The 23373-nt window shown below is 75.3% G+C and carries 20 protein-coding genes; 10 read left to right on the forward strand and 10 right to left on the reverse strand.

Annotation, left to right across the window (positions count from 1 at the left end; translation table 11 throughout):
• Nucleotides 1-1204 (reverse strand): diguanylate cyclase domain-containing protein (locus ACI783_RS17075; protein ID WP_457141549.1); only part of this gene is annotated, 1204 nt, incomplete at its 3' end.
• Nucleotides 1205-1289: 85 nt separating this feature from the next.
• Complete coding sequence (locus ACI783_RS17080; RefSeq protein ID WP_457141550.1) at nt 1290-2249, reverse strand: NAD(P)/FAD-dependent oxidoreductase; 960 nt, start codon at nt 2247-2249, stop codon at nt 1290-1292.
• Nucleotides 2250-2412: 163 nt separating this feature from the next.
• Here ACI783_RS17080 and ACI783_RS17085 point away from each other — a divergent pair, with 163 nt between their 5' ends.
• Entirely contained in the window at nt 2413-3222 is an 810-nt protein-coding gene (locus tag ACI783_RS17085; RefSeq protein WP_457141551.1) for a TrmH family RNA methyltransferase, read from the forward strand.
• Nucleotides 3223-3274: 52 nt separating this feature from the next.
• Nucleotides 3275-3472: a hypothetical protein gene (locus ACI783_RS17090; RefSeq protein ID WP_457081434.1), complete on the forward strand. Its 198-nt coding sequence runs from the start codon at nt 3275-3277 to the stop codon at nt 3470-3472.
• 42 nt (nt 3473-3514) lie between these two features.
• Here ACI783_RS17090 and ACI783_RS17095 read toward each other — a convergent pair whose 3' ends face one another.
• The 5 genes from ACI783_RS17095 to sepH form a co-directional block, all read right to left on the reverse strand.
• The gene (locus ACI783_RS17095) at nt 3515-3988 is read right to left on the reverse strand and encodes a general stress protein (RefSeq protein ID WP_457141552.1); all 474 of its coding nucleotides are present in this window, start codon (nt 3986-3988) and stop codon (nt 3515-3517) included.
• Between the two features lie 135 nt (nt 3989-4123).
• Nucleotides 4124-5992 carry an ABC transporter ATP-binding protein gene (locus ACI783_RS17100; protein ID WP_457141553.1) on the reverse strand — a complete coding sequence of 623 codons (1869 nt, stop codon included), beginning with the start codon at nt 5990-5992 and terminating at the stop codon, nt 4124-4126.
• Nucleotides 5989-7035, reverse strand: a complete 1047-nt coding sequence (locus ACI783_RS17105) for an ABC transporter ATP-binding protein (RefSeq protein WP_457141554.1) — start codon at nt 7033-7035, stop codon at nt 5989-5991. Before ACI783_RS17105 ends, ACI783_RS17100 begins: the two co-directional genes overlap by 4 nt.
• Nucleotides 7017-7781 carry an ABC transporter transmembrane domain-containing protein gene (locus ACI783_RS17110; protein WP_457141555.1) on the reverse strand — a complete coding sequence of 255 codons (765 nt, stop codon included), beginning with the start codon at nt 7779-7781 and terminating at the stop codon, nt 7017-7019. Before ACI783_RS17110 ends, ACI783_RS17105 begins: the two co-directional genes overlap by 19 nt.
• Nucleotides 7782-7860: 79 nt before the next feature.
• Nucleotides 7861-8862: a septation protein SepH gene (gene sepH, locus ACI783_RS17115; RefSeq protein WP_457141556.1), complete on the reverse strand. Its 1002-nt coding sequence runs from the start codon at nt 8860-8862 to the stop codon at nt 7861-7863.
• 304 nt (nt 8863-9166) lie between these two features.
• On the opposite strand from sepH, the gene ACI783_RS17120 reads away from it, so the two are divergent.
• From ACI783_RS17120 to ACI783_RS17130, 3 genes are all read left to right on the forward strand, one after another.
• Nucleotides 9167-10951 carry an N-acetylglutaminylglutamine amidotransferase gene (locus tag ACI783_RS17120; protein WP_457141557.1) on the forward strand — a complete coding sequence of 595 codons (1785 nt, stop codon included), beginning with the start codon at nt 9167-9169 and terminating at the stop codon, nt 10949-10951.
• 119 nt (nt 10952-11070) lie between these two features.
• Nucleotides 11071-12936, forward strand: coding sequence for a S9 family peptidase (locus ACI783_RS17125; RefSeq protein WP_457141558.1), 1866 nt, complete (start codon nt 11071-11073; stop codon nt 12934-12936).
• 49 nt (nt 12937-12985) lie between these two features.
• On the forward strand, nt 12986-14467 hold the full coding sequence (locus ACI783_RS17130; protein ID WP_457141559.1) for a circularly permuted type 2 ATP-grasp protein: 1482 nt from the start codon (nt 12986-12988) through the stop codon (nt 14465-14467).
• Between the two features lie 73 nt (nt 14468-14540).
• On the opposite strand, the gene serC is transcribed toward ACI783_RS17130, so the two are convergent.
• Both serC and ACI783_RS17140 read right to left on the reverse strand, forming a co-directional pair.
• Nucleotides 14541-15656: a phosphoserine transaminase gene (gene serC / locus ACI783_RS17135; RefSeq protein WP_457141560.1), complete on the reverse strand. Its 1116-nt coding sequence runs from the start codon at nt 15654-15656 to the stop codon at nt 14541-14543.
• Nucleotides 15657-15739: 83 nt separating this feature from the next.
• Nucleotides 15740-16840: a citrate synthase 2 gene (locus ACI783_RS17140; protein ID WP_457141561.1), complete on the reverse strand. Its 1101-nt coding sequence runs from the start codon at nt 16838-16840 to the stop codon at nt 15740-15742.
• Nucleotides 16841-16980: 140 nt separating this feature from the next.
• On the opposite strand from ACI783_RS17140, the gene pdxH reads away from it, so the two are divergent.
• The 3 genes from pdxH to ACI783_RS17155 are packed head-to-tail and all read left to right on the forward strand — an operon-like array spanning nt 16981 to nt 20289.
• Nucleotides 16981-17628: a pyridoxamine 5'-phosphate oxidase gene (pdxH, locus tag ACI783_RS17145; protein ID WP_457141562.1), complete on the forward strand. Its 648-nt coding sequence runs from the start codon at nt 16981-16983 to the stop codon at nt 17626-17628.
• Nucleotides 17625-19061: an MFS transporter gene (locus ACI783_RS17150; protein WP_457141563.1), complete on the forward strand. Its 1437-nt coding sequence runs from the start codon at nt 17625-17627 to the stop codon at nt 19059-19061. The genes pdxH and ACI783_RS17150 overlap by 4 nt, the downstream gene beginning before the upstream one ends.
• A 46-nt stretch (nt 19062-19107) precedes the next feature.
• Entirely contained in the window at nt 19108-20289 is a 1182-nt protein-coding gene (locus tag ACI783_RS17155) for a glucose-1-phosphate adenylyltransferase family protein (RefSeq protein WP_457141564.1), read from the forward strand.
• 69 nt (nt 20290-20358) lie between these two features.
• On the opposite strand, the gene ACI783_RS17160 is transcribed toward ACI783_RS17155, so the two are convergent.
• Entirely contained in the window at nt 20359-21144 is a 786-nt protein-coding gene (locus tag ACI783_RS17160; RefSeq protein ID WP_457141565.1) for a UdgX family uracil-DNA binding protein, read from the reverse strand.
• Nucleotides 21145-21211: 67 nt separating this feature from the next.
• Between ACI783_RS17160 and ACI783_RS17165 the strand changes: the two genes are divergently transcribed.
• Entirely contained in the window at nt 21212-22129 is a 918-nt protein-coding gene (locus ACI783_RS17165; RefSeq protein ID WP_457141566.1) for an ABC transporter ATP-binding protein, read from the forward strand.
• Nucleotides 22126-23328 carry an ABC transporter permease gene (locus ACI783_RS17170; protein ID WP_457141567.1) on the forward strand — a complete coding sequence of 401 codons (1203 nt, stop codon included), beginning with the start codon at nt 22126-22128 and terminating at the stop codon, nt 23326-23328. Before ACI783_RS17165 ends, ACI783_RS17170 begins: the two co-directional genes overlap by 4 nt.
• Nucleotides 23329-23373 lie beyond the last annotated feature (45 nt).

Consider the following 23373-nt stretch of genomic DNA (forward strand, 5'->3'; position numbering starts at 1 on the left):
TCGCGGTGTCGGTGGGGGTGGCAAGCGGCCGGACACCGGCGACCCCGCCCCCCCCCCCCCCCCCCCCCCCCCCCCCCCCCCCCCCCCCCCCCCCCCCCCCCCCCCCCCCCCCCCCCCCCCCCCCCCCCCCCGCCTCCGTGGCGCTGACGCCCGGCATCAGGACGGCGAACTCGTCGCCGCCGAGCCGGCCCACCAGGTCCCCCTCGCGCACCAGTGGCCGCAGCCGGGGCCCCACCTGGGCCAGCAGCTGGTCGCCGTGCCCGTGGCCGAGGGTGTCGTTGACCTCCTTGAACCCGTCGAGGTCCAGGAAGACCACCGCCAGCCGGCCGCGGCCGCGGGGGTCGGCGAGGAGCGCGTCGGCCCGGTCGAGCACCGCGGCCCGGTTCGGCAGGCCGGTGAGGTCGTCGTGGGTGGCCTGGAACGACAGCCGGCGCTGCAGCTCGAGGCGCTCGGTGACGTCGCGGGCGGTCAGCAGCACCCCGCCGATCACCGGGTCGTCGCGGCGATCGGCGGAGCTGACCTCCAGGTGCCGCCAGCCGCCGTCCCGGTGCCGGGCCTGCACCACGAAGACCTGAGACCGGTCCTGGTCGCGGGTGACCGGGTGGCCGTCGACGGTGAACAGGTCGGCGTCCTCGTCGTGCAGCAGGTGGTCCACCCGGCGGCCGAGGACGTCCTCGCGCGACCAGCCGAGCACGTCGGTGACCGAGTCGGAGACGAAGGCGATCTCGCCTGCGGGGTTGAGCAGGGCCAGCACGTCGCTGGTGGCGTGCACCACCGACCGGAAACGGCGTTCCCGCTCCAGGGCGGTGAGGAGGGCGTTGAACGCCGTGGCCGTGGCCCCCAGGTCGTCGGCCGACTCGACCGGCAGGGTCAGCGCGGTGGTGCTGACGTGGTCCCCGGCCACCGGGTCGCCGACGGTCCGGGCCACGGCGGTGAGCCGGCCGGCGAGCACCCGCAGCCGGCGGCCGATGACCACCCGCGCCAGCCACCAGTTGGCGCCGCCGAGCACCAGGCCGGCGGCCAGGCAGGCGGTGCGGAAGGAGGGGGCGGTGGCGTGCTGGGCCGGCACGCCCAGCACCTCGGCGAACGGCGGGAAGACCGCACCGACGGCGAGGCCCAGCAGGGCCATGCCCACGGCGAGCCGCGGGAAGACGCCCCACCGGGCGGGGCTTCCCCCGGCTTCGGGTGGGGTGCGGCTCGACACCGGGGGAGCATCGGCCCGTCCGGCCCGCTGCCGCAGGCCCGCCGGGCCGACCTCCCCCGGGAGAGTGGGCCTCCCGGGCGCTCGGTCAGCGGGGCGCGGCCAGCGCCCGGCCCAGCCCGGTGCCGGAGCGGAAGGCGCTCTCCACCTTCGGCGGTGCGGACCAGCCGTCGCCGCACACCCCGAGCCCCTCGGCGAGCAGGAACGGCTCCTCCCGCGGCGACCCCGGTCGGGCCATCGCCCAGCGGTGGGCGTGCACCCAGTCCGGGTCGCCGGTGACACCGAGCACCTGGCGGACGGCGGCGACCACCGCGGGGACCACGCCCGCCGGGTCGTCCAGGTGCCGGGCGGCGAGCTCCGCCGTCGTGTGCGCCACCAGCACCGGGGCCCCGTCGCCCCGCCGGGCGCCGTCGTCGGCGACCCACGCCAGGTCCGGGTGGTCGTGCACGAAGACCCCGTGCAGGTCCGCCGGCCAGCGCCGGTCGGGCCAGCCGAGGGCGACGGCGACCGCCGGGCGCCAGCCGTCGGCGTCCAGCCGGGGACGCACCGGGTTCCCGGCGGGCAGCAGCCGGGCCGCCTGCGGGTCGGGCACCGCCAGCACCGCCGCGGCTACCGGGTCGCCGTCCACCGTCGGGGTGCCGCCGCCGGACACCGCGGTGACCGTGCGCTCGGGGACCACGTCCAGCCCCCCGGCCAGGTCGACGACGAGGCTGCGCAGGCCGCCGGGGGTGCCGTAGCGCACCGGCCCGGTCGTGGTCCGCTCGATCCCGTCCGGGCCGGCGACGGCGAAGGTGTCGGTCCACGGATGGGCCAGCCCGCGGCGCACCCAGTCGTCGACGACCGGGCGGAGCGGGGAGTCGTCGCCCGCTGTGAGGTAGGAGGCGCCCAGGTCGACGGGGCGCCCGTGCAGGGTGCGGCCGCCCATCCGCCCGCCCGGCCGGCGCCCCCGGTCGAGCACCTGCACCGGCCGGCCGGCCGCTGCGAGGGCCCGGGCGCAGGCTATGCCGGAGATGCCCGCGCCGACGACCACGGTGCTCAGGGAGTCCACGAGGCGATCCTGCGGTGCGCGCCGCCGTCCCGCCCGCCGTGGCCGCTCCGGGATCAGCTCAGCTCACCGTGCCTGCTCCTGGCTCACCTCCCAGCCTGAGCCAGGAGCACGCACGATCAGGTCACCTGATCCCGGGCGGACGGCGGCGGGGATGATCGGCGCCGTGCCCGCCGAACCCGTGCTGATCACCGACCCGGCCGACGAGCGGGTCGCCGACTTCCGCGACCTCGTCTCCGGTGACCGCCGACCCGGCACGGAGCGGGGCACCGGGCCGGTCATCGTGGAGGGCGTCCCGGCCGTGGAGCGGCTGCTCGCCTCGCCGTACCGGGTGCGCGCGGTCTTCGGGGTGCCCGGCCGGGTCGCTGCGCTGGGCCTCCCGGACGACGTCGCGGCGTACGAGGCCGACAAGTGGGTGCTCTCCGACGTCATCGGCTTCCGGCTGACCCGCGGCGTGCTGGCCTCCGCCGACCGCCGCCCACCGACGCCGCTGGCCGAGCTGCTCGCCGGCCCCGACCCGGCCGTGCCCCGGCGGCTGGCGGTGCTCGAGGCGCTCAACGACCACGAGAACCTCGGCTCGATCGCCCGCTCGGCGGTGGCGCTGGGCGTCGACGGGCTGCTGCTCGACCCGCGCTGCGCCGATCCCCTGTACCGGCGCGCGGTGCGGGTCTCGATGGGGCACGTGCTGTCGCTGCCGTTCGCGGTGCTGCCGGACTGGCCGGCCGGCCTCGAGCAGCTGCACGCGGCCGGCTACCGCACCGTCGCCCTCACGCCCGCGGCGGATGCGGTGGACCTGGCCGAGGTCGACCCGGTGGCGCACCCGCGGACCGCGGTGCTGCTCGGCGCGGAGGGGCCCGGCCTCACCGCGGAGGCCCAGGCGGCGGCGCAGGTGCGGGCCCGCATCCCGATGCGCAGCGGGGTGGACTCCCTGGGGGTGGCCGCCGCGGCGGCGATCGCCTTCGCCGCGCTCCGCTGATCGGCCGGCCGCGGCCCTGGTGCCCGGAGTTGCGTAGCACTACCGTTCCGCCATGACGTTCTGGGTGGTCGCCACGGTGGTGTTGGTCGTGCTGCTGGGTGGTGCGTGGTGGATGGACCGGCGCACCCGGGCGCGGGGCGCCCAGGTGCGCGGCGACATCGGCGCCGGCGTGAGCCGCAGCGCGGTGCGGGGGAACGTCGATGCCTACCGCGGCGCCGACGCGCAGGGCCACCGCAGCGGGGGGTTCTGACCGCCGGGACGACGGCCCCCCGGCCGCCGTCCCGGGATGGGCTCAGCCGCGCAGCGACAGCCGCGCCAGCTCGGCGCGCGCCTCCTCGGCGAACTGCGGGTTGCACATCACGTCGTAGCGGTTGGCGACCGTCTGGCTGGTGCTGGTGAAGTCGCGCCGGCCGCCGGTGGCCGCGTAGCCCACCGCGGCGAACACCGCGCCGAACACCAGACCGATCAGCAGGCCGGTGAGCACCGAGCCGATCCAGCTGCTGCCGTCGGGCGCGAAGATGCCCAGCAGCAGGCCGACGAACAGACCGAACCAGGCACCGCTGGCTGCGCCGGCGCCGATCGCCCGGCCCCAGGTGAGCCGGCCGGTGACCTTCTCGACCAGCCGCAGGTCGCTGCCGATGATCGTCACGTTCTCCACGGGGAACTTCTGGTCGGAGAGGTGGTCCACCGCGCGCTGGGCCTGCTGGTAGTCGTCGTAGGACGCCACCTGCACGCCGCCGAGCGGCATCGAGACCGAAGCTGACACGTCTTCCTCCGTTCGGGGTCGGTCCGGTGGCGGCGACCGGAGGGATCCGGCCACCCGTGCGTCCACCGCGGACGACGACCTGTTCTCTACCCGAACGATCATCGGGGAACCCGCGTTCCGCGCCTGGTGCAGCTGCTACACCAGGCTGTCGGCCCAGGCTCGGTGCAGGCCGGCGAACCGGCCGGTGCCGGCGACCAGCTCGGCCGGGGCGCCGTCCTCGACCACCCGGCCGGCGTCCATCACCAGCACCCGGTCGGCGATCTCCACGGTGGACAGCCGGTGGGCGATGATCAGCGCGGTCCGATCGGCCAGCAGCGTCTGCAGGGCGCGCTGCACCAGCCGCTCGCTGGGCACGTCGAGGGAGCTGGTGGCCTCGTCGAGCACCAGCACCGCGGGGTCGGCGAGGAAGGCACGGGCGAAGCTGACCAGCTGGCGCTGCCCGGCCGACAGCCGCCCGCCGCGTCTGCGCACGTCGGTGTCGTACCCCTCCGGCAGCGACCGGATGAAGGAGTCGGCGCCGATGGCCCGGGCGGCCGCCTCGATCTCGGCGCGGGTGGCGTCGGGGCGGCCGAACGCGATGTTGTCGGCGATCGAGCCGGAGAACAGGAAGCTCTCCTGGGTCACCATGGCCACCGCGCGGCGCAGGTCGGCGTCGGACAGCCGGTCCAGCGGCACCCCGTCCAGCCGCACCTGCCCGGCCAGCGGGTCGTAGAACCGGGCGGCCAGCCGGGCCAGCGTCGACTTCCCCGCGCCGGTGGCGCCGACCAGGGCCACCGTCTGCCCGGCCGGGATGGTCAGGTCCAGCTCCGGGAGCACGGTGGCCGCGCCGTAGCCGAAGCGGACCCCGTCGAACACCAGCTCGCCGGCGGGGTGCGGCAGCGGGGTGGGGTCGGCCGGCTCGGGCACCGTGGAGCGCTCCTCCAGCACCCCGGAGAGCTTCTCCAGCGCGGCGCTGGCCGACTGGTAGCTGTTGTAGAACATCGCGATGTCCTGCAGTGGGTCGAAGAACCGGCGCAGCAGGAGCAGGAAGGACAGCAGCACGCCGACCCGCAGGTCGCCGTCCATCACCCGCAGTGCACCGAACCCGAGCACGCCCACCGTGACCAGGTTGGCCACGGTGGTGACCGCCGGCACGAAGACCGCGATCAGCCAGAAGGCGTGGTGGTGGGCCCGCCGGTTGGCCTCGTTCAGCTCGGTGTGCAGCTCGTCGTTGCGCGGCTCGCGGCGGAACGCCTGGACCGCGCGGATGCCCCCGAAGGTCTCGGTGAACTGCACGATCAGCGCCGCGACCGTCTCCCGGGTGCGGCGGTAGGCGATGGTCGAGTTGCGCTGGAACCAGCGGCCGATGAGCAGCAGCGCCGGGAAGCCGAGCAGCGCGACCGACCCGAGGGGCAGGTCGAGCACCAGCAGGACGACGCCGATGCCCAGGATGCTGAACAGCGCGGTGAGCAGCCCGTCCAGGCCCTCGTCGAGCAGCTCCGCCAGCGCCTCCACGTCGCTGGTCAGCCGGCTGATCGTCTTGCCCGAGGTGTAGCGCTCGTGGAACGACAGCGGCAGCTGCTGCACGTGGGTGAACACCCGACGGCGCAGGGTGAGCAGCACCGCCTGGCCGACCCTGCCGGAGCCGGTGAGGAACAGGTAGCGCAGCCCGGCGTCGGCGCAGGCCGCGCCGACCATCGCGGCCGTCGTCCAGACCAGCGGCCACGGGTCCCCGTCCTGCAGCGCCGGCACCGCGACGTCGATGCCGATGCCGATGAGCAGCGGACCGGCCAGCCAGGCCAGGTTCTGCGCCACGATCACCGCCAGCAGCGCCCACAGCGCCCGGCGGTGCGGCCGCAGCAGCTCACCCAGCAGCCGGCGGGAGCGACCGCGCAGGAAGGTGCTGGCCGTGGTGCTCAGCTCACCGGCGTCCTCCGCGGCGACCCCACGCCAGTCGGCGTGCGCGTCGGCCGGCGCGCCACCGGGGGAGGTCGCGGCGGCCGCGCCCGTGCCGGGGGTGGTCACCGGGCACCTCCCTCGCCGGCCCCGGCCAGCTCCGGCGCCGAGGAGAGCAGCTCGCGGTAGGCCGGCACCGTCGCCAGCAGCTCGCTGTGCGGCCCCACCGCGGTGATCCGCCCGTCCTCGAGCAGCGCCACCCGGTCGGCCAGCAGCACGGTGGAGGCCCGGTGGGCGACCACCAGCGCCGTCGTCTCGGCGAGCACCTCGCGCAGCGCCCGCTCGACCAGTGCCTCGGTGTGCACGTCGAGCGCGGACAGCGGGTCGTCGAGCACCAGCACCGACGGCCGGCCGAGCACCGCGCGGGCCAGCGCCAGCCGCTGTCGCTGCCCGCCGGACAGCGACAGGCCCTGCTCGCCGATCCGGGTGTCCAGCCCCCACGGCAGGTCGTGCACGAACCCGGCCTGCGCGACCCGCAGCGCCTCCTCGACCTCGGCGTCCCCGGCACCGGGCCGGCCGAGCGTGACGTTCTCCCACACGCTCATCGAGAAGAGCGTGGCCTCCTCGAACGCGGTCGCCACCACGCTGCGCAGCTGGTCCAGCGGCAGGTCACGGACGTCGTGGCCGTCGAGGGTCACCCGCCCGCCGGTGACGTCGTGGAGCCGGGCGACGAGCGCGGTCGCCGTCGTCTTGCCCGACCCGGTGGCGCCCACCAGCGCGACCGTCTCCCCGGGGGCGACGTCGAGGTCGACGTCGCGCAGCACGGGGTCGTCGCTGCCGGGGAAGCGGAAGGAGACGTGCTCGAAGCGCAGCCGGGCCGGCGTGCCCACCGGCTGCGGGCGCACCCCGGGGCGGTCGGTGACCGTGAGCGGCGCGTCGAGCAGCTCGCCGATGCGGTCGCAGGCGCTGGCCGTCTCCTGGGCCTGGGCCAGCAGGAAGCCGAGGGAGAGGATCGGCCACAGCAGCACGGTGAACAGGGCGACGAAGCCGATGAGCGCGCCGGCGGTCATCGCACCGCTGCTCACCGCCAGGGCGCCGCCGACCAGGATCAGCGCGAGCGTCACCTGGGGGTGGAACTCGAACAGGCACCAGATCAGGGCGAGCGTGCGCACCTTGCCCAGCTGCAGGTCGCGCAGCCGGACCGCCTTGCGGTCGTAGCGCCCGAAGACCAGCCCGCGCGCCCCAGCGACCGGACCACCCGGATGCCCTGCACCGCCTCCTCGACGTCGGTGGCCAGCTCGCCCTGCTCGTCCTGCACCAGGCGCGACTGGGTGTTGTAGCGCTTCTCCCAGCGCATCCCGAGCACGACCAGCGGCGCGCTGGTGGCCAGCACGGCCAGGCCCAGCGGCCAGTGGATGGCCACCAGGACGCCGCCGACGACGACGCAGGTGATCAGGTTGACCAGCAGGAAGACCGCGCCGAACCCGACGAACCGCCGGATGGTGGCGACGTCGGAGGTGGCGCGCGAGAGCAGCTGGCCGGAGGACCAGCCCTCGTGGAAGGCGACCGGGAGCCGCTGCAGCCGGCGGTACAGCGTGTCGCGCAGGTCGCGCTCGATCTGCAGGCTGCTGACGTTCATCGCCCAGCGGCGGAGGAAGAACAGCGCGGCCTCGGCCAGCCCGAACAGCAGCGCCAGCCCCAGCAGCGGCACCAGCGCCCCGCGGTCGCCGTCGGCGATGGGGCCCTCGACGATGCCGCGGACGACCAGCGGGACCACCAGCTGGGTGAGGCTGGCCAGCAGCGCCGCCACGAAGGTCAGCGCGATCAGGCGGCGGTAGGGGCGTGCGAAGGGCCACGACCGGGCCAGTGCGGTGAGCCGCCCCCGGTCGGGTTCGGGAGGGGCGGCGGTCTCGGTCATGGCCAGCGCAGGCTATGCCGCGGGGGTGGCACCGGCGACCTCTTTACGCCGGAGCTGTTCCGGTTCCCCGCCGAGAGCGTCAGCGGCGCCGGCGGACCCCGAACACGATGTCCTCCCAGGCGGGGATCCGGGCCCGGGGGTCGTCCTCGTCCTCGAACTCGAACTCGTGGTCGTCGCCCGGCTCGGCGAGGCGGCCGAGGACCACGGTGTCCTGCGTGTCGGGGTCGACCTGGGCGGCCGGGGCGGCACTGGGCGCGGGGTCCGCGGCAGCCGGCCCGGCGTGGGCCGGCGCCGCATCGGGGTCGGCTCCGTTGATGCCGGCCCCGTTGATGTCCGCCCCGTTGATGTCGGCCTCGTCGACGTCGGTCGGGCCCTCGTCGGGAGCCGGCTCCTCGGCTCCGCCGGGACGCACCACGGAGATGCCGCGGCGGCCGGCCGGCGCGGCCGGCGACCCGGCGGGGACGTCCGGGACGACCCGGACCAGCCGGGTGCCCTCGGCGAAGTCCGTGGTGGCGGCGTCGACCGGCGTCACCGACTTGGCGGGGATCTCGTAGCGCCAGCGGGTGCTGCCGGACTTCTCGCCCGCGTCCCAGTCGGCGCGCACCTGCCAGGCGCCGTCCTCGGTGCGGTGGGCGTCCCAGCGGATCGCGTCGACGTCGGTGCCCAGCAGCCGCAGCCGCTCGGACATGAACTCCTCGAGCGGGATGCCGGGCGTGCCGTCGGACAGCCGGACGCGCGCCTCCCGGGCCTGCTCGGCGACCCGCGCCCGCTCCTGGAGCACCGGGTACGCGAACCGCATGATCCGCTCGACCCGCGTGCCGGAGGCGTCCGCGACCTCCTCCGGGGACTCCCCGGCCCGGATGCGAGCCTGGATGACCCGCGGCGGGAGCTGGTCTCCGGAGCTCTGCCCGGGGGGCCGGGAGTGCTCGGCCAGCGCTTTCCGCAGGCGGTCGTCGACGGGCAGCTGGAACTGCTCGACGTCCTCGGACGGGGCCGACCCGTCGGCGGCGGGCACCGCGTCGGCGGCGAGCACCAGGTGCTTGCCGTCGTCGGAGAGAGCCACGAGGCGCAGGGCGCGCATGAGGGGCGACCTCCAGCAGGATCCGGTGCGAGCCCGGGGGAGCGGACCGGGGCAACGCTATCGGCCGCCCGGGCGACGCGCGCCACGGACACGCCCGGTCCGGCGCGTCGGCTCGACAACGGAGTCGGCCGCACCCCCGACCCTGGGCGACGGTGCGGTCGCAGGCTGCGCACGGCTCGACCAGAATGGGAGCTTCGGCGTGCGCCGAGCCCCGCCCGGGTCATGTGCTGGAAACACCCGCGGGGGATGGTGGTCAGACGGACGGCGCGGCGCGGCGCCTCCGCGACGAGCGGAAGGGGAGCACGTGTGCGGCATCTCCGGTGAGGTCCGGTTCGACGGCGGCGTGGCCGACATGGGGGCGGTGGCCGCGATGTGCGACCAGCTGCAGCGGCGGGGGCCGGACGGCTCCGGCGGCTGGCAGGCCGGCCCGGTCGCCCTGGGCCACCGGCGGCTGAAGATCATCGACCTGACCGACGCCGGGTCGCAGCCGATGGTGGACGCCGAGCTCGGGCTGACGCTGGTCTTCAACGGGATCATCTACAACTACAAGGAGCTGCGCGCCGAGCTGCAGGCTGCCGGCTACCGGTTCTTCTCCACCTCCGACACCGAGGTGGTGCTCAAGGCCTACCACCGCTGGGGCCGCAACTGCGTCGAGCGCTTCCTGGGCATGTTCGCCTTCGTCGTCGTCGAGCGGGACACCGGGCGCGTGGTCATGGGCCGCGACCGCTTCGGCATCAAGCCGCTCTACCTGAGCCGTGGGCCGGGCCGGCTGCGGTTCGCCTCCTCGCTGCCCGCGCTGGTCCGCGCCGGCGGGGTCGACACCACCATCGACCCGGTGGCGCTGCACCACTACATGTCCTTCCACGCCGTCGTCCCCGCCCCGCGCACGATCCTGGCCGGGGTCGGGAAGCTGCCACCGGCGACCGTGCGCACCTACGAGCCCGACGGCACCGAGACCGACTGGGAGTACTGGCGCCCGGTGCACCAGCGGCGTCCGGAGCTCGCCGGTCTGCACCCGGCCGAGTGGCAGGAGCGGGTGCTCGAGTCGCTGCGGGTCGCCGTCCGCCGGCGGATGGTCGCCGACGTCCCGGTCGGGGTGCTGCTGTCCGGCGGCATCGACTCCAGCCTGGTCGTCGGCCTGCTCGCCGAGGAGGGGCAGAAGGGGCTGGCCACCTTCTCCATCGGCTTCGAGGCGGTGGGCGAGCGCTCGGGTGACGAGTTCGTCTACTCCGACGTCGTCGCGAAGACCTTCGAGACCGACCACCACCGGCTGATGATCCCCAGCGCCGACGTGCACGCCGGGCTCGACGGGGCGATCGCGGCGATGAGCGAGCCGCAGGTCAGCCACGACGCCGTCGCCTTCTACCTGCTCTCGCAGCAGGTGAGCCAGCACGTGAAGGTCGTGCAGAGCGGCCAGGGCGCCGACGAGGTGATGGCCGGCTACGACTGGTACCCGCCGCTGGCCGGCGTTCCGGCCGACCAGGCCGTCGACGCCTACACCCGGCACTTCGTCGACCAGCCGCACAGCCGGCTGGCCCAGGCGCTCTCCCCGCAGTGGCTGACCGCGGACGACGTGAGCCGGCAGCTGATCGCCGAGCACTTCGCCCGGCCGGGTGCGGAGACGACGCTGGACAAGGCGCTGCGCCTGGACTCCACGGTCATGCTCGTCGACGACCCGGTGAAGCGCGTGGACAACATGACGATGGCCTGGGGCCTGGAGGCCCGGGTGCCGTTCCTGGACCACGAGTTCGCCGAGCTCGCGGCCGCCGTCCCGCCCGAGCTGAAGCTCGCCCACGGCGGCAAGGGCGTGCTCAAGGACGCCGCCCGGAAGGTGATCCCGGCCGACGTCATCGACCGGCCCAAGGGCTACTTCCCGGTGCCGGCGATCATCGACCTGCACGGTGACTACCTGGAGACGGTGCGCGCGGCGCTGCACGCGCCGGAGGCGCGGGAGCGGGGCCTGTTCCGCCCCGAGCACGTCGACCGGCTGCTGGCCGACCCGAACGCCCACCGCACCACGCTGGGCGCCAACCAGCTGTGGCAGGTGGGGCTGCTGGAGCTCTGGCTGCAGCGGCACGGGATCCGCTGACCGGCGTGTGACGGACCTCGCGGCGTGGTGCGGAAGGGCGCGCCGCCGGCGTCTGCTCCACTCTGCCGGGGCCCGCTGACCGGCACCGGGCCCCCGAACGACGCTGACGAGGAGATGCCATGACCGACGTGCTGCGCCGGACCGGCCTCTCCACCGCCGTCCGGCTGGCGATCGCCGAGATCGCCGGCGCCTCCGGCGCCTGGACCCCCGCGCTCGCGCCGACGGGTGACCGGATCGCCTACGTCAGCGACCGCTCCGGGTTGCCGCGGCTGGAGGTGGCCGCGCTCGACCAGCACACCCCGCCGGCGGTGCTGTCGGGCGCCGGCGAGGAGGTCGTCTCGGTGGCCTGGTCGCCGGACGGTGAGTGGCTGGCCTACCTGGTCAGCCCCGGCGGCTCGATCTGCGCCGAGCTGTGGGCGGTGCGCCCGGACGGCACCGACCGGCACCTGGTCGCCGGGCACGACCCGCGCGCCACGGTGTTCGCCGGCGGCTGGACGCTGCAGCCGGGCCACTACGTCTGCTCGATCGCCCCGGGCGACGGCCCGGACGCCGACGTCGTGCTGGTCGACGTCGTCAGCGGGGCGCACCGGACGCTGGCCCGCGGCGGCTTCCTCGCGGTCACCGCCGTCGCCGCCGACGAGCGCACCGTGCTGGCCCGGCGCGGTCCGCGCGGGCACCGGCACGTGGTCACCGTCGACGTCGCCACCGGCGTGCAGCGGCGGGTCATCCCGCTGGGGGCGCCGGGCGGCGCGGCCAGCGAGGACGGCCGGTTCGCCCTCGACGGCGCGGCGGTCTTCCTGCGCGCCGCGCTGCCGCCCCGGCCGGGGGTGCCCCGCAGCGACCGGACCGCGCTGCTGCGGGTCCCGCTGCACGGCGAGGACCGCGTCCCCGGGGAGGCGGAGGTGCTCGTCTCCCGGCCCGACGCCGACCTGGACGCCTACGCGGTCCGCCTCGACGGCACGGTGATCTGCGTGTGGAACGTCGACGGCGTCACCCAGCTGGAGATCCGCCGGGTCGCCGACGGCGGGCTGGTGCGGTCGGTGCCGCTGCCGCAGCCGGTCATGCCCGGCTGGTCGCTGGCGGCCGACGGGCGCACGCTGCTGGCCGAGCTGACCGGCCCGACGGCGCCCCGCGCGCTGTACCGGGTCGCCCTGGACGGCGACGGGGAGGAGCCGGCGCCGCTGCCCTCCACGCCCCGCCGGCCCGACCCGCGGCTGCTGGTCACCCCGGTGCGCTGCGAGTACCCGTCGTACGACGGCACCGAGCTCGACGGCTGGCTGTACACCCCGCCGGGTGTGCAGGGCCCCAACCGCACCGTGGTCAGCTTCCACGGCGGCCCGGAGGGGCAGGAGCGGCCCGCGTACTCCCCGCTCGCCCAGTCGCTGGTCGCGGCCGGGCTCACCGTCTTCGCGCCGAACGTGCGCGGCTCCGGTGGTCGCGGGCACGCCTTCATGGCCGCCGACGACCTGTACGCCCGGGAGGCGTCCTTCGCCGACGTCCCCGCCACCGTCGACCACCTGGTCGCCAGCGGCATCGCCCTCCCCGGCCACCTCGGCGCCTACGGGTGGTCCTACGGCGGCTTCCTGACCCTGGTGGCGCTGACCCGCTGGCCGGAGCTCTTCGCCACCGGCGTGACGCTGGCCGGGATGAGCGACCTGCGCACCTTCTTCGCCGGCACCGAGCCGTGGATGGCGGCGGCGTCGGTCACCGAGTACGGCGACCCGGTCACCGACCGGGACATGCTCGCCGCGATCTCCCCGATGACGATGCTCGACCGGCTCCGCGCCCCGGTGCTGCTCACCCACGGCGACCGGGACACCAACGTGCCGGTGCTGGAGTCGGTACAGGCGCACCAGGCGCTCGCTGCGCGCGACGCCCCCGCGGAGCTGCTCCTCTTCCGGGGGGAAGGCCACACGATCGTGGGGCGGGAGAACGTGCTGCACCTGTCGGAGCGGGTCACGGAGTGGTTCGATCGCTGGCTGTGAGTCAGCCGCCGGTCAGCCCCCCGGCCCACCCCGCAGGAGACGACCGGCGATGAGCGAGACAGCCGGCGTCTTCGCCCGCTACCCCGGCTCCACCACCGACGAGGCGGTCGACGCCTCCGGCCGGATGCGCGCGGACTGGTCCCCCGTGGCGCGCGTGCTGGACGAGCTCGGTGGCGAGGGGCTCGCCGCCACGGCTCTCGCGGTCGGCCGGGAACGCGAGATGCGGGGCGTCGTGCTGGGCAGCTGGCTCGACGGGCGGTTCACCGAACGCCCGCTGCCGCTGTGCCCCGTGCCGCGGCTGCTCCCGGCCGCCGACTGGGCGCACCTGGCGCGCGGGGTCGAGCAGCGCGCCCGCGCCCTGAACGCCTATCTCGCCGACGTCTACCGCCCCGCCGGTCGGCGCCGCAGCGACCCGGACGGCGGCCCGGAGGTGGTGCGCGCCGGGGTGGTGCCCGCCCGGCTGGTCAGCGCGAGCCCCGGCCACCGCCCCGAGGCCGTGGAGCTGGGCACCCCGACCCGAGCCCGGGCCACCGTCGTGGCGTGCGACCTCGTGCAGGGGCCGCACGGCTGGGTGGTGCTCGCCGACGAGCTGCGGATGCCGGTCGGCCTCGGCTACGCCCTGGCCAACCGGGACAGCGGCCGGGCCGCGCTGCCCGGCCTCTACGCCGACGCCGAGGCGCGCGGGCTGGCCGACCCGGCCGGTGCCGTGGCCGTGCTGCGGGCGGCTCTGGCCGAGGCGGCCCCACCGGCGTGCAGCGGCACCCCCCGGCTGGCGGTGCTCAGCGACGGGCCGGGCAGCACCAGCTGGTTCGAGCACCGGCTGCTCGCCGAGGCGATGGGCGTGCCGCTGGCCACCCCGGACACCCTGTGGGCGACGCCGGCCGGCGGGGTCGCCGTCCAGGTGCGTGGGGAGCGGGTGCCAGTCGACGTCCTGTACCGGCGGGTCGACGAGAGCGAGCTCGCCGGCCGCCTCACCGTCGGTGGGCCGCCGCTGGGCGTGCTGACCGGGCAGGCGGTGCGGGCCGGCCGGCTGACCCTGGCCAACGTGCCGGGCAACGGCGTCGCCGACGACCCGGCGCTGCACCGGTACGTGCCCGAGCTCATCCGCTTCTACCTGGCCGAGGAGCCGGTGCTGCCCGGCGTGCCCAGCTGGTCCCTCGCCGAGGACGCGCACCTGGCCGAGGTCCGCGACCGGCTGCACGAGCTGGTCGTCGTCCCGGTCGACGGCTATGCCGGGCAGGGCGCGGTGCACGGGCCGCGGTGCTCGGCCGCCGAGCTGGCCGAGCTGCACGCCGAGGTCGAGGCCGCGCCGCACCGGTTCGTCGTCCGCGAGCCCGTCGAGCCCTCCACGGTGCCCACCGTCGTCGACGGGGTGGTCCGGCCGCGGCGCGCGGGCCTGCGGGTGTTCGCCGTCGCCGGCAGCAGCACCCGCGTGCTGCCCGCCCCGCTCACCCGCGTCGCGGCCGACGAGGACGCCCTGCTGGCCGACGAGGACGCCGGCAGCAAGGACACCTGGCTGCTGCCCAGGTGACCTGCTGGAACGGCCCGGCTGCAGGGGCCCGCGGCGCGGGGAGCGCGTCGTGGGGAGTGGTCGGGCCCCTCTCCTACAGCCGGCCGACGACGTGGTCGATGCAGGCGGTCAGCGCGCTGACGTCGTCGGGGTCGATCGCCGGGAACATGCCCACCCGCAGCTGGTTGCGGCCCAGCTTCCGGTAGGGCTCGACGTCGACCACTCCGTGCGCCCGCAGCGTCTTCGCGACCAGCGCCGCGTCGACCGACTCGTCGAAGTCGACCGTGCCCACCACCAGCGAGCGGTGCTCGGGGTCGGTGACGAACGGCGTGGTGTAGGCCGTCTTCTCCGCCCAGCCGTACAGCCGGCTCGAGGACTCCTGGCTGCGCGCCACCGCCCCGGACAGCCCGCCCAGGCCGAGCATCCAGTCGATCTGGTCGGCCAGCAGGAACAGCGTGGCGACGGCCGGGGTGTTGTAGGTCTGGTCCTTGCCGGAGTTGTCCACCGCGATGGACAGGTCCAGGAAGCCGGGGATCCAGCGGCCCGACGCCTTGATCTCCGCGACGCGCTCCAGCGCCGCGGCCGACATCAGCGCGATCCACAGCCCGCCGTCGCTGGCGAAGGACTTCTGCGGGGCGAAGTAGTAGACGTCGCACTGCTGGACGTCGACCGGCAGCCCGCCGGCGCCGGAGGTGGCGTCGACCAGCACCAGGGCGTCGTCGTCGGCCCCGGCCGGGCGGAGCACCGGCGCCATCACGCCGGTGGAGGTCTCGTTGTGCGCCCAGCCGTAGACGTCGACGCCGGCCTCGCCGGCGGGCAGCGCCAGCGAGCCGGGGGCGGCCTTGGCGATCGTCGGGGCGTCCAGGAAGGGCGCCTCGGCGACCCCGGAGGCGAACTTCGCGGAGAACTCGCCGTAGCTGCCGTGTGCGCTCTTCCGGCGCACCAGCCCGATGGTCGCGGTGTCCCAGAACGCCGTCGTCCCGCCGTTGCCGAGCACCACCTGGTAGCCCTCGGGCAGGTCGAACAGCTGGGTCAGCCCCTCCCGCACCCGCTTGACCAGGCTCTTGACCGGGGCCTGCCGGTGGGAGGTGCCCATCAGGCCGGCGCCGTCGGTCGCCAGCGCCTGCAGCGCCTCCGGCCGGACCTTGGAGGGCCCGCAGCCGAAACGGCCGTCCTTCGGGAGCAGGTCGGTCGGGATGGTGATGCTCATGCTCGTCGTCCTCCGGTTGATGCGTGGCCCCGGTGCAGGGGCCCGCCGCGAGCTTGCGAGTGGTGGGGGGCAGCGGGGTCCTCCTACCGGATGGTGTCCCAGCCCTCGACGTCCTGCGGCTTGCGCGGGTCCGGGCCGACGTAGCGGGCCGAGGGGCGCACCAGCCGGCCGGTGTTCTTCTGCTCCAGGATGTGCGCGCACCAGCCCGCGGTGCGCGCGCAGGTGAACATCGAGGTGAACATGTGGCTGGGCACCTCGGCGAAGTCGAGCACGATCGCCGCCCAGAACTCCACGTTGGTCTCGATCGGCCGGTCCGGTCGCCGCTCGCGCAGCTCCTCGAGCGCGGCCTGCTCCAGGGCGAGGGCGGCCTCGAAGCGCGGGGCGCCCAGCTGCTCGGCGGTGCGGCGCAGCACCCGGGCCCGCGGGTCCTCGGCGCGGTAGACCCGGTGGCCGAACCCCATCAGCCGTTCCTTGCGGTCGAGCAGGCCCTTGACGTAGGCCTCCGCGTTCCCCGACTGCTCGACCCCGTCGAGCATGTGCAGCACCCGCGAGGGGGCACCGCCGTGCAGCGGGCCGGACATCGCACCGATCGCGCCGGACAGCGAGGCGGCGACGTCGGCGCCGGTGGAGGCGATCACCCGGGCGGTGAAGGTGGAGGCGTTCATGCCGTGCTCGGCCGCGGAGGTCCAGTAGGCGTCGACGGCGGCGACGTGGCGCGGGTCGGGCTCGCCGCGCCAGCGGACCATGAACCGCTCGACGATCGTCGCGGCCTCGTCGACCCGCTTCTGCGGCACGGCGGGGACGCCGATCCCGCGGGCGGACTGGGCGACGTAGGACAGCGCCATGACCGCGGCGCGGGCCAGCTCGTCGCGGGCCTCCTCGGCGGAGATGTCCAGCAGCGGGCGGTAGCCCCAGATCGGGGTGAGCATCGCCAGCGCGGCCTGCACGTCGACCCGGACGTCGCCGGTGTGCACCGGGATCGGGAACGGCTCGGCCGGCGGCAGGCCGGGGCCGAACTGGCCGTCGACCAGCAGGGCCCACACGTGGCCGAAGGTGACCTGACCGACCAGGTCCTCGATGTCGACGCCGCGGTAGCGCAGCGCGCCGCCGTCCTTGTCCGGCTCGGCGATCGTGGTCTCGAAGGCGGTGACGCCCTCCAGGCCGGGGACGAAGTCGTCAGCCATCTCGCATGCTCCCTTGCGCGCGGGTGGGGGTGGACGCCGGTGCAGGTCGGTCCACAACTTAGGCCGTGCTGGGTGCCCGCCGTGCAGCCGGGCACCCGGTCGCCCAGCGGTGCGCGCTGCAACGGTGACAGCATGGCGGCGTGCCCGACCTGATCCGCATGCGCAGGGACTACGACGCCCAGGGCCTCTCCGAGGAGACCGTGGCCCCCACCTGGGTCGAGCAGTTCGACCGGTGGTTCGCCGACGCGGTCGCCGCCGAGCTGCCCGAGCCCAACGCGATGGTGGTCGCCACTGCCGACGCCGACGGCGTGCCCGACGCGCGGATCGTGCTGATGAAGGGTTACGACGCCGGCGGCTTCGTCTTCGGCACCAACTACGCCTCCGCCAAGGGGGCGCAGCTGGCGGTCAACCCGCGGGCCGCCGTCGTCTTCCCGTGGCACGTCCAGCAGCGGCAGGTGCGGGTCTCCGGCACCGTCGAGCGCATCGGGGACGCCGCCTCCGACGCGCTGTGGGACCCCCGCCCGCGGGGTGCGCAGCTGGCCGCCGTCGCCTCGGTGCAGTCGACGGTCGTCGACTCCCGGGACGAGCTGGTCGAGCGGATGCGCCTGCTGGACGCCGAGACCGCGGGCGGACCGGTGCCGCGGCCGCCGAGCTGGGGTGGCTACCGGGTGGTGCCCACGCGGGTGGAGTTCTGGCAGGGCGGCTCCGACCGGCTGCACGACCGGCTGGTCTTCGTGCGGGATGACGAGGAAGGCGGCGGCTGGGTCCTGCAGCGCCTCGCCCCATGAGGAAGGACCCCACCGACCGCCAGAATGGCCATGATGGCGGTCCCTCGGACCGCCAAGATGGCCATTTCGGCGGCGAGGAGCTGACGCCGGTCGACCCGGTCGAGGGTGGGCTGGGGGTCGAGGAGCCGACGCCGGTGCCGCGCCGCCGGGGCTGGGCGATCGACACCACCCCGCTGCGCAACCGTGCCTACCGCCGGGTCTTCGGTGGGGTCGCCGTCACCATGCTCGGCCAGCAGATGACGCTGGTCGCCGTCCCGTACCAGGTCTACAGCCTCACCGGCTCGTCGCTGATGGTCGGGCTGACGTCGGTGGTCGCGCTGGTGCCGCTGGTGGTGTTCGGCCTGCTGGGCGGGGCGATCGCCGACGCGATGGACCGCCGCCGGCTGATGGTGATCAGCTCGGTCGGCGCCGCGGTGACCAGCGCGCTGCTGGCCGTGCAGGCGCTGCTGCCCGGCCGCGGTCACCTGTGGGTGCTGTGGGTGCTCGCCGCCGCGGTGTCGGCGTTCGCCGCGGTCAACCAGCCGGCCCGCAGCGCCGTCATCCCGGCCCTGGTCGGCGCGGACGGTGTCGCCGCGGCCAACGCGCTGGCCATGACGGTCCGGCAGGCCGGGGTGATCGTCGGGCCGCTGCTGGCCGGGCTGCTGATCGGCCTGGGCGACCTGTCGATCGTCTACACGGTCGACGCGGTGGGCTTCGTCGCCGCCGTCCTCCTGCTGCGCGGTCTCCCACCGCTCCCACCTGAGGGGGTGGCCGGCCCGCTGCGGCTGGGCGCCGCGGTGCGCGGGGTGGGGGAGGGGTTCGCCTTCCTGCGCACCCAGCCGGTGCTGCTGATGACCTTCGTCGTCGACGTGATCGCGATGCTGTTCGCCTGGCCGCAGGCGGTGTTCCCGGAGCTGTCCGAGACGACCTACGCCGGCGACGCGAACAGCCTGGGGTGGCTCTTCACCGGGGTGTCGATCGGCTCGCTGCTGATGGGGCTGACCTCGGGCTGGGTGAGCCGGGTCGACCGGCAGGGCGCCGTGGTGCTCGCGGCGATCGCGGTCTGGGGCGTGGCGATCATCGGGTTCGGGCTGGCCTCCACGCTGTGGCTGGCGGTGCTCTGCCTGGCCGTCGCGGGCGCCGGGGACATGGTCAGCGCGGTGCTGCGCTCCTCGATGCTGCAGACGGCGGCGCCGGACGAGATGCGCGGGCGGATGCAGGGGGTCTTCATCGTGGTGGTCGCCGGCGGCCCGCGGCTGGGCGACCTGCGCGCCGGCGTCATGGCCAGCAGCGTCGGGGTGACCGCGGCGATGGTCTCCGGCGGCGTGGTCATCGTCGTCGCGATGGCCGTGGTCGCCGTCGCCGTCCCGTCGTTCTGGTTCTTCCGGGCCTCGCGCTCGGACGAGGTCGCGGCGCAGGCCCGCGCCCGGATGGCCGAGCGCGCCGACCGCTGACACCTGCGGCGGGCTTGCGCGGGGCCGTAGCGGGTACGGAGGCCGCATGGCGCTCCCGAAGGTCCTCGTCCTCGTGCTCGCCGGCGGCCAGGGTGGCCGGCTGGAGCTGCTCACCGAGACCCGGGCCAAGCCCGCCGTCCCGTTCGCCGGGGTCTACCGGCTGATCGACTTCCCGCTGTCCAACTGCGAACACTCGCAGATAGCCGACGTGTGGGTGTCGGTGCAGTACCAGCCGACGTCGCTGTCCAAGCACTTGGCCAACGGCCGCCCCTGGGACCTGGACCGGACGACCGGAGGGCTGCTGGTGCTGCCCCCGTTCCAGGCCACCAGCGAGCGCGCCGGCTTCACCGAGGGCACCGCCGACGGGCTGTGGCGGCAGGCCGAGCTCATCCGCGAGTTCGGCGCCGACGCGCTCGTCGTCGTCAGCTCCGACGCCGTCTACAAGCTCGACTACCGTGCCGTCGTCGACGCGCACCTGGAGTCCGGGGCCGAGGTGACCATGGTGACCACCGAGGTCGCCGCCGACGACGCGGCCCGCTACGGGATCGTGCAGACCGACGGCGACCGGGTCACCGACTACGCCTACAAGCCCGACGAGCCGGCCACGACCACCGCCACCAACGAGGTGTTCGTCTTCAGCCCGAACCCGACGCTGGACCGGCTCGAGGCGCTCGACGACGAGGTCGGCGAGGAGGGGCTGGAGGACCTGGGCACCCACCTGCTGCCCGCGCAGACCCGGGACGGGCTGGCCCGGGCGTACCCGCTGGGCGGCTACTGGCGCGACGTCGGCACGGTGGAGTCCTACTGGCAGGCCCACCGGGACTTCCTGTCCTCGGAGCCGCCCATCGACCTGGACGAGGAGGCCTGGCCGGTGCACACCCGTGGCGGCCGGCACAGCGCCGCCCGGGTGCTCGACGGCGCGGCGGTGGAGGGCAGCCTCGTCTCCGGCGGCACCCGGGTCGCCGGGCAGGTCCGCGGTTCGGTGCTGTCGCCGGGGGTGGTCGTGGAGCCGGGCGCCACCGTCGTCGACTCGGTGCTGCTGCCCGGCGCCCGGGTGCGCGCCGGCGCCACCGTGACCCGGGCGGTGCTGGACGACGACGTCGTGGTGGGGCAGGGGGCGACGGTCGGCGGCGACGGCCAGATCACCCTCGTCGGCCGGCGGGCCCGGGTCGAGGACGGCGCGGAGCTGGCCGCCGGCGCCCGGTTCCCCGAACCCGAGCGCGGCTGACCCTTCCGCCGATTGCGCGATGACGCACCTCTCCCGGTTCGGGAAGGGTGCTCCATCGCGCAATCCGCCTCAGGCGAGGGCGGCGGCGACCACCTTCAGGTCGGCGACGAGCGCGTCGTAGGCGGCCTGCCGGCCTCCGTCCGGGGTGCGCAGCACCGCCGAGGGGTGGGTGGTCGCGACGATCCACGTCTGGTGCGGGGCGTCCTCGTCCTGGTCGGCCTCCGGGACCTGCTCCGCGCCCGGCAGCGTCCAGGGCATCAGCTGGCCGTGCTCGCGGGTGATCCGGAACGACGGGGAGATGAGCGCCTTCGCCGCCACCGCGCCCAGGCAGACGACGACCTCCGGCTGCAGGACGGCGAACTCCGCCTCCAGCCACGGCCGGCAGGCGGCGAGGTGCTCGGCGCCCGGTGACTGGTGGATGCGGCGCTTCGGGGTGGGCGTGAACCGGAAGTGCTTGACGCTGTTGGTCACGTAGGCGTCGCGGCGGTCGATCCCCGCCTCGACCAGCGCCTTGTCCAGCAGCCGCCCGGCCGGGCCGACGAACGGCTCACCCGTGCGGTCCTCCTGGTCACCGGGCTGCTCGCCGACGAACACCACGCGGGCGGTCTCCGGCCCCTCGCCGAACACGGTCTGGGTGGCCGGCTCCCACAGCTCGCAGGCGCGGCAGCCCGCCGCGGCCTCCCGCAGGCCGGCCAGCCCGACGCCCTCCGGTGGCCGGGCCGGGGAGTTCTCCGTCGTCATGGCCCGATGACACCGGAAACGGTGCTGTCCCGCAGCATGGGACGCCGCTACCGTCGCGGCCGTTGGGCGACACACCCAGCTGTTCACTTGACGGGACGGAAAGTCGTCCGCCACTCTTTCCGCGACGGAAAGTCAGCCGGGGCAGATCACTGCCCGGCGCCGCGACGACGACGGAGGGTCAGTGCTCGAGATCGACGGCCTGGTCAAGGCCTACGGCGAGAACCAGGTGCTCAAGGGGGTGAGCTTCACCGTCGCCCCCGGCCAGATGTTCGGCTTCTGCGGCTCCAACGGCGCCGGCAAGACCACCACCATGCGCATCGCCATGGGCCTGGCTCGCGCCGACGCCGGCGAGGTGCGCTGGAACGGCTCCCCGGTCGACGAGGCGGTGCGCCGCCGGATCGGCTACATGCCCGAGGAGCGCGGCCTCTACCCGAAGATGAAGGTGCGCGAGCAGCTGGCCTACTTCGCCCGGCTGCACGGCATGGACGCCGGCGCCGCCGGTCGCGCGGCCGGCGAGTGGGCCGAGCGCCTCGGTCTCGGGGAGCGGCTGGGTGACCCGGTGGAGAAGCTGTCGCTGGGCAACCAGCAGCGGGTGCAGCTGGCCGCAGCCCTGGTCAGCGAGCCGGACGTGCTGATCCTCGACGAGCCGTTCTCCGGCCTGGACCCGGTCGGCGTCGACTCGCTCGCCGAGGCGCTGCTCGACCAGTGCCGCCGCGGCGTCCCCGTCGTCTTCTCCAGCCACCAGCTGGACCTGGTCGAGCGGCTGTGCGACGCCGTGGGCATCCTCGCCCGCGGCTCGATGGTCGCCACCGGGACCGTCGCCGAGCTGCGCGCCTCGGCCCAGGGCCGGCAGCTCCGTGTCGTCGTCCCCGACGCCCCGGCCGGCTGGGCCGCCGGCCTGCCCGGCGTGCGCGTCGTCTCGGAGAGCCGTGGTGACACGGTCCTGGAGCTGGCCCCCGGCGCCGACGACCAGCAGGTGCTGCACGCCGCGGTCGCCACCGGCCGGGTGAACCACTTCGCCTGGCGCGAACCCACCCTGGTCGAGCTGTTCCGCGACGCGGTCAGCGCCACCCCGGCCCCCGAGGCGGTGGCGGCGTGAGCGCCCCGGCGCAGCACCAGACCCGCCCGCAGAGCCCGGCGGCGCTGGTCCGCCTGGTCGCCGGCCGGGAGATCTCCACCCGGCTGCGGGACAAGGGCTTCCTGGTCGGCTCGGCCGTGATGATCCTGCTGATCATCGGGCTGCTGGTCTTCCAGGTGGTGATGAACAGCGGCGGTGACGAGAGCAGGGTCGGCGTCGTCGGCGGCGATGCCGCCGTCACCGAGGCGCTGCGGGTCCAGGGCGAGGCGCTGGGCACCGGCGTCACCGTCGTCGACCTCGCCGACGAGGACGCCGCCCGCACCGCCGTCGAGGACGGCGACGTCGACGCCGCCCTGCTCGACCCGTCGGCCGCGCAGCCGCAACTGCTGGTCGAGTCCGGCGGCGGGAGCGTCGAGGGCCTGGTGCAGGGGGCGCTGGCGAACCTGTCGCTGACCACCCAGCTCAGCGACGCGGGGGTGCAGCTCGAACCGGCCCCCCAGGCGGAGGTCGTCTCTCTCGACCCGGACGCCGACGCCGACGCCGAGGCCGCGGTCGTCGCGTTCCTCGGGGTGTTCCTGCTCTACGGGCTGCTCATCCTGTTCGGGCAGTTCGTCGCCCAGGGGGTGGTCGAGGAGAAGTCCAGCCGGGTGGTCGAGCTGCTGCTGGCCACCATGCGCCCCTGGCAGCTGCTGGCCGGCAAGGTCATCGGCATCGGCCTGCTCGGCCTCGGGCAGATCGTGGTCATCGCCGTGGTCGGGGTCGCCGGTGCGCTGGCCTTCGACGTGGTGGAGTTGCCCGGCCGGCTGATCGGCGCCGTGGTCAGCGTCGTCGCCTGGTTCGTGCTCGGCTACGCCTTCTACGCCTCGGTGTTCGCCGCGGCCGCTTCGCTGGTCAGCCGGCAGGAGGACCTCGGCAGCGTCATCACCCCGGCGTCACTGCTGCTGATCGCCGGGTTCGTGGTCTCGCTGCCGGCCGCGCAGGACCCGACCGGCACGCTGGCCACGGTCACCTCCCTCGTCCCCGGGCTCTCCCCGCTGGTCATGCCGGTGCGGATGGCCGCCGGTGCCGCCGCGTGGTGGGAGGTGGTCATCGCCGTGGTCCTCATGCTCATCGCGATCGCGGCGGTGGTCCGGATCGGTGGGCGGGTCTACTCCGCGGCCCTGCTGCGCACCAGCGGCAAGATGAAGATGCGCGAGGCGCTCAAGGCCGAGCGCGCCTGAGGAAGGACCCTCCTGCCCCCCCCCGCTCGCCAGCTCGCGGCGGGC

This window comes from Modestobacter sp. SYSU DS0511, assembly GCF_054050755.1.

What these genes read in the sequence shown, in the direction of transcription:
- ACI783_RS17090 (WP_457081434.1), top strand. Translation starts at nt 3,275, where the DNA reads ATGACGTTCTGGGTGGTCGCCACGGTGGTGTTGGTCGTGCTGCTGGGT.
- ACI783_RS17110 (WP_457141555.1), bottom strand. Translation starts at nt 7,781, where the DNA reads ATGACCGAGACCGCCGCCCCTCCCGAACCCGACCGGGGGCGGCTCACC.
- sepH (WP_457141556.1), bottom strand. Translation starts at nt 8,862, where the DNA reads ATGCGCGCCCTGCGCCTCGTGGCTCTCTCCGACGACGGCAAGCACCTG.
- ACI783_RS17125 (WP_457141558.1), top strand. Translation starts at nt 11,071, where the DNA reads ATGACCGACGTGCTGCGCCGGACCGGCCTCTCCACCGCCGTCCGGCTG.
- ACI783_RS17130 (WP_457141559.1), top strand. Translation starts at nt 12,986, where the DNA reads ATGAGCGAGACAGCCGGCGTCTTCGCCCGCTACCCCGGCTCCACCACC.
- serC (WP_457141560.1), bottom strand. Translation starts at nt 15,656, where the DNA reads ATGAGCATCACCATCCCGACCGACCTGCTCCCGAAGGACGGCCGTTTC.
- ACI783_RS17140 (WP_457141561.1), bottom strand. Translation starts at nt 16,840, where the DNA reads ATGGCTGACGACTTCGTCCCCGGCCTGGAGGGCGTCACCGCCTTCGAG.
- ACI783_RS17150 (WP_457141563.1), top strand. Translation starts at nt 17,625, where the DNA reads ATGAGGAAGGACCCCACCGACCGCCAGAATGGCCATGATGGCGGTCCC.
- ACI783_RS17155 (WP_457141564.1), top strand. Translation starts at nt 19,108, where the DNA reads ATGGCGCTCCCGAAGGTCCTCGTCCTCGTGCTCGCCGGCGGCCAGGGT.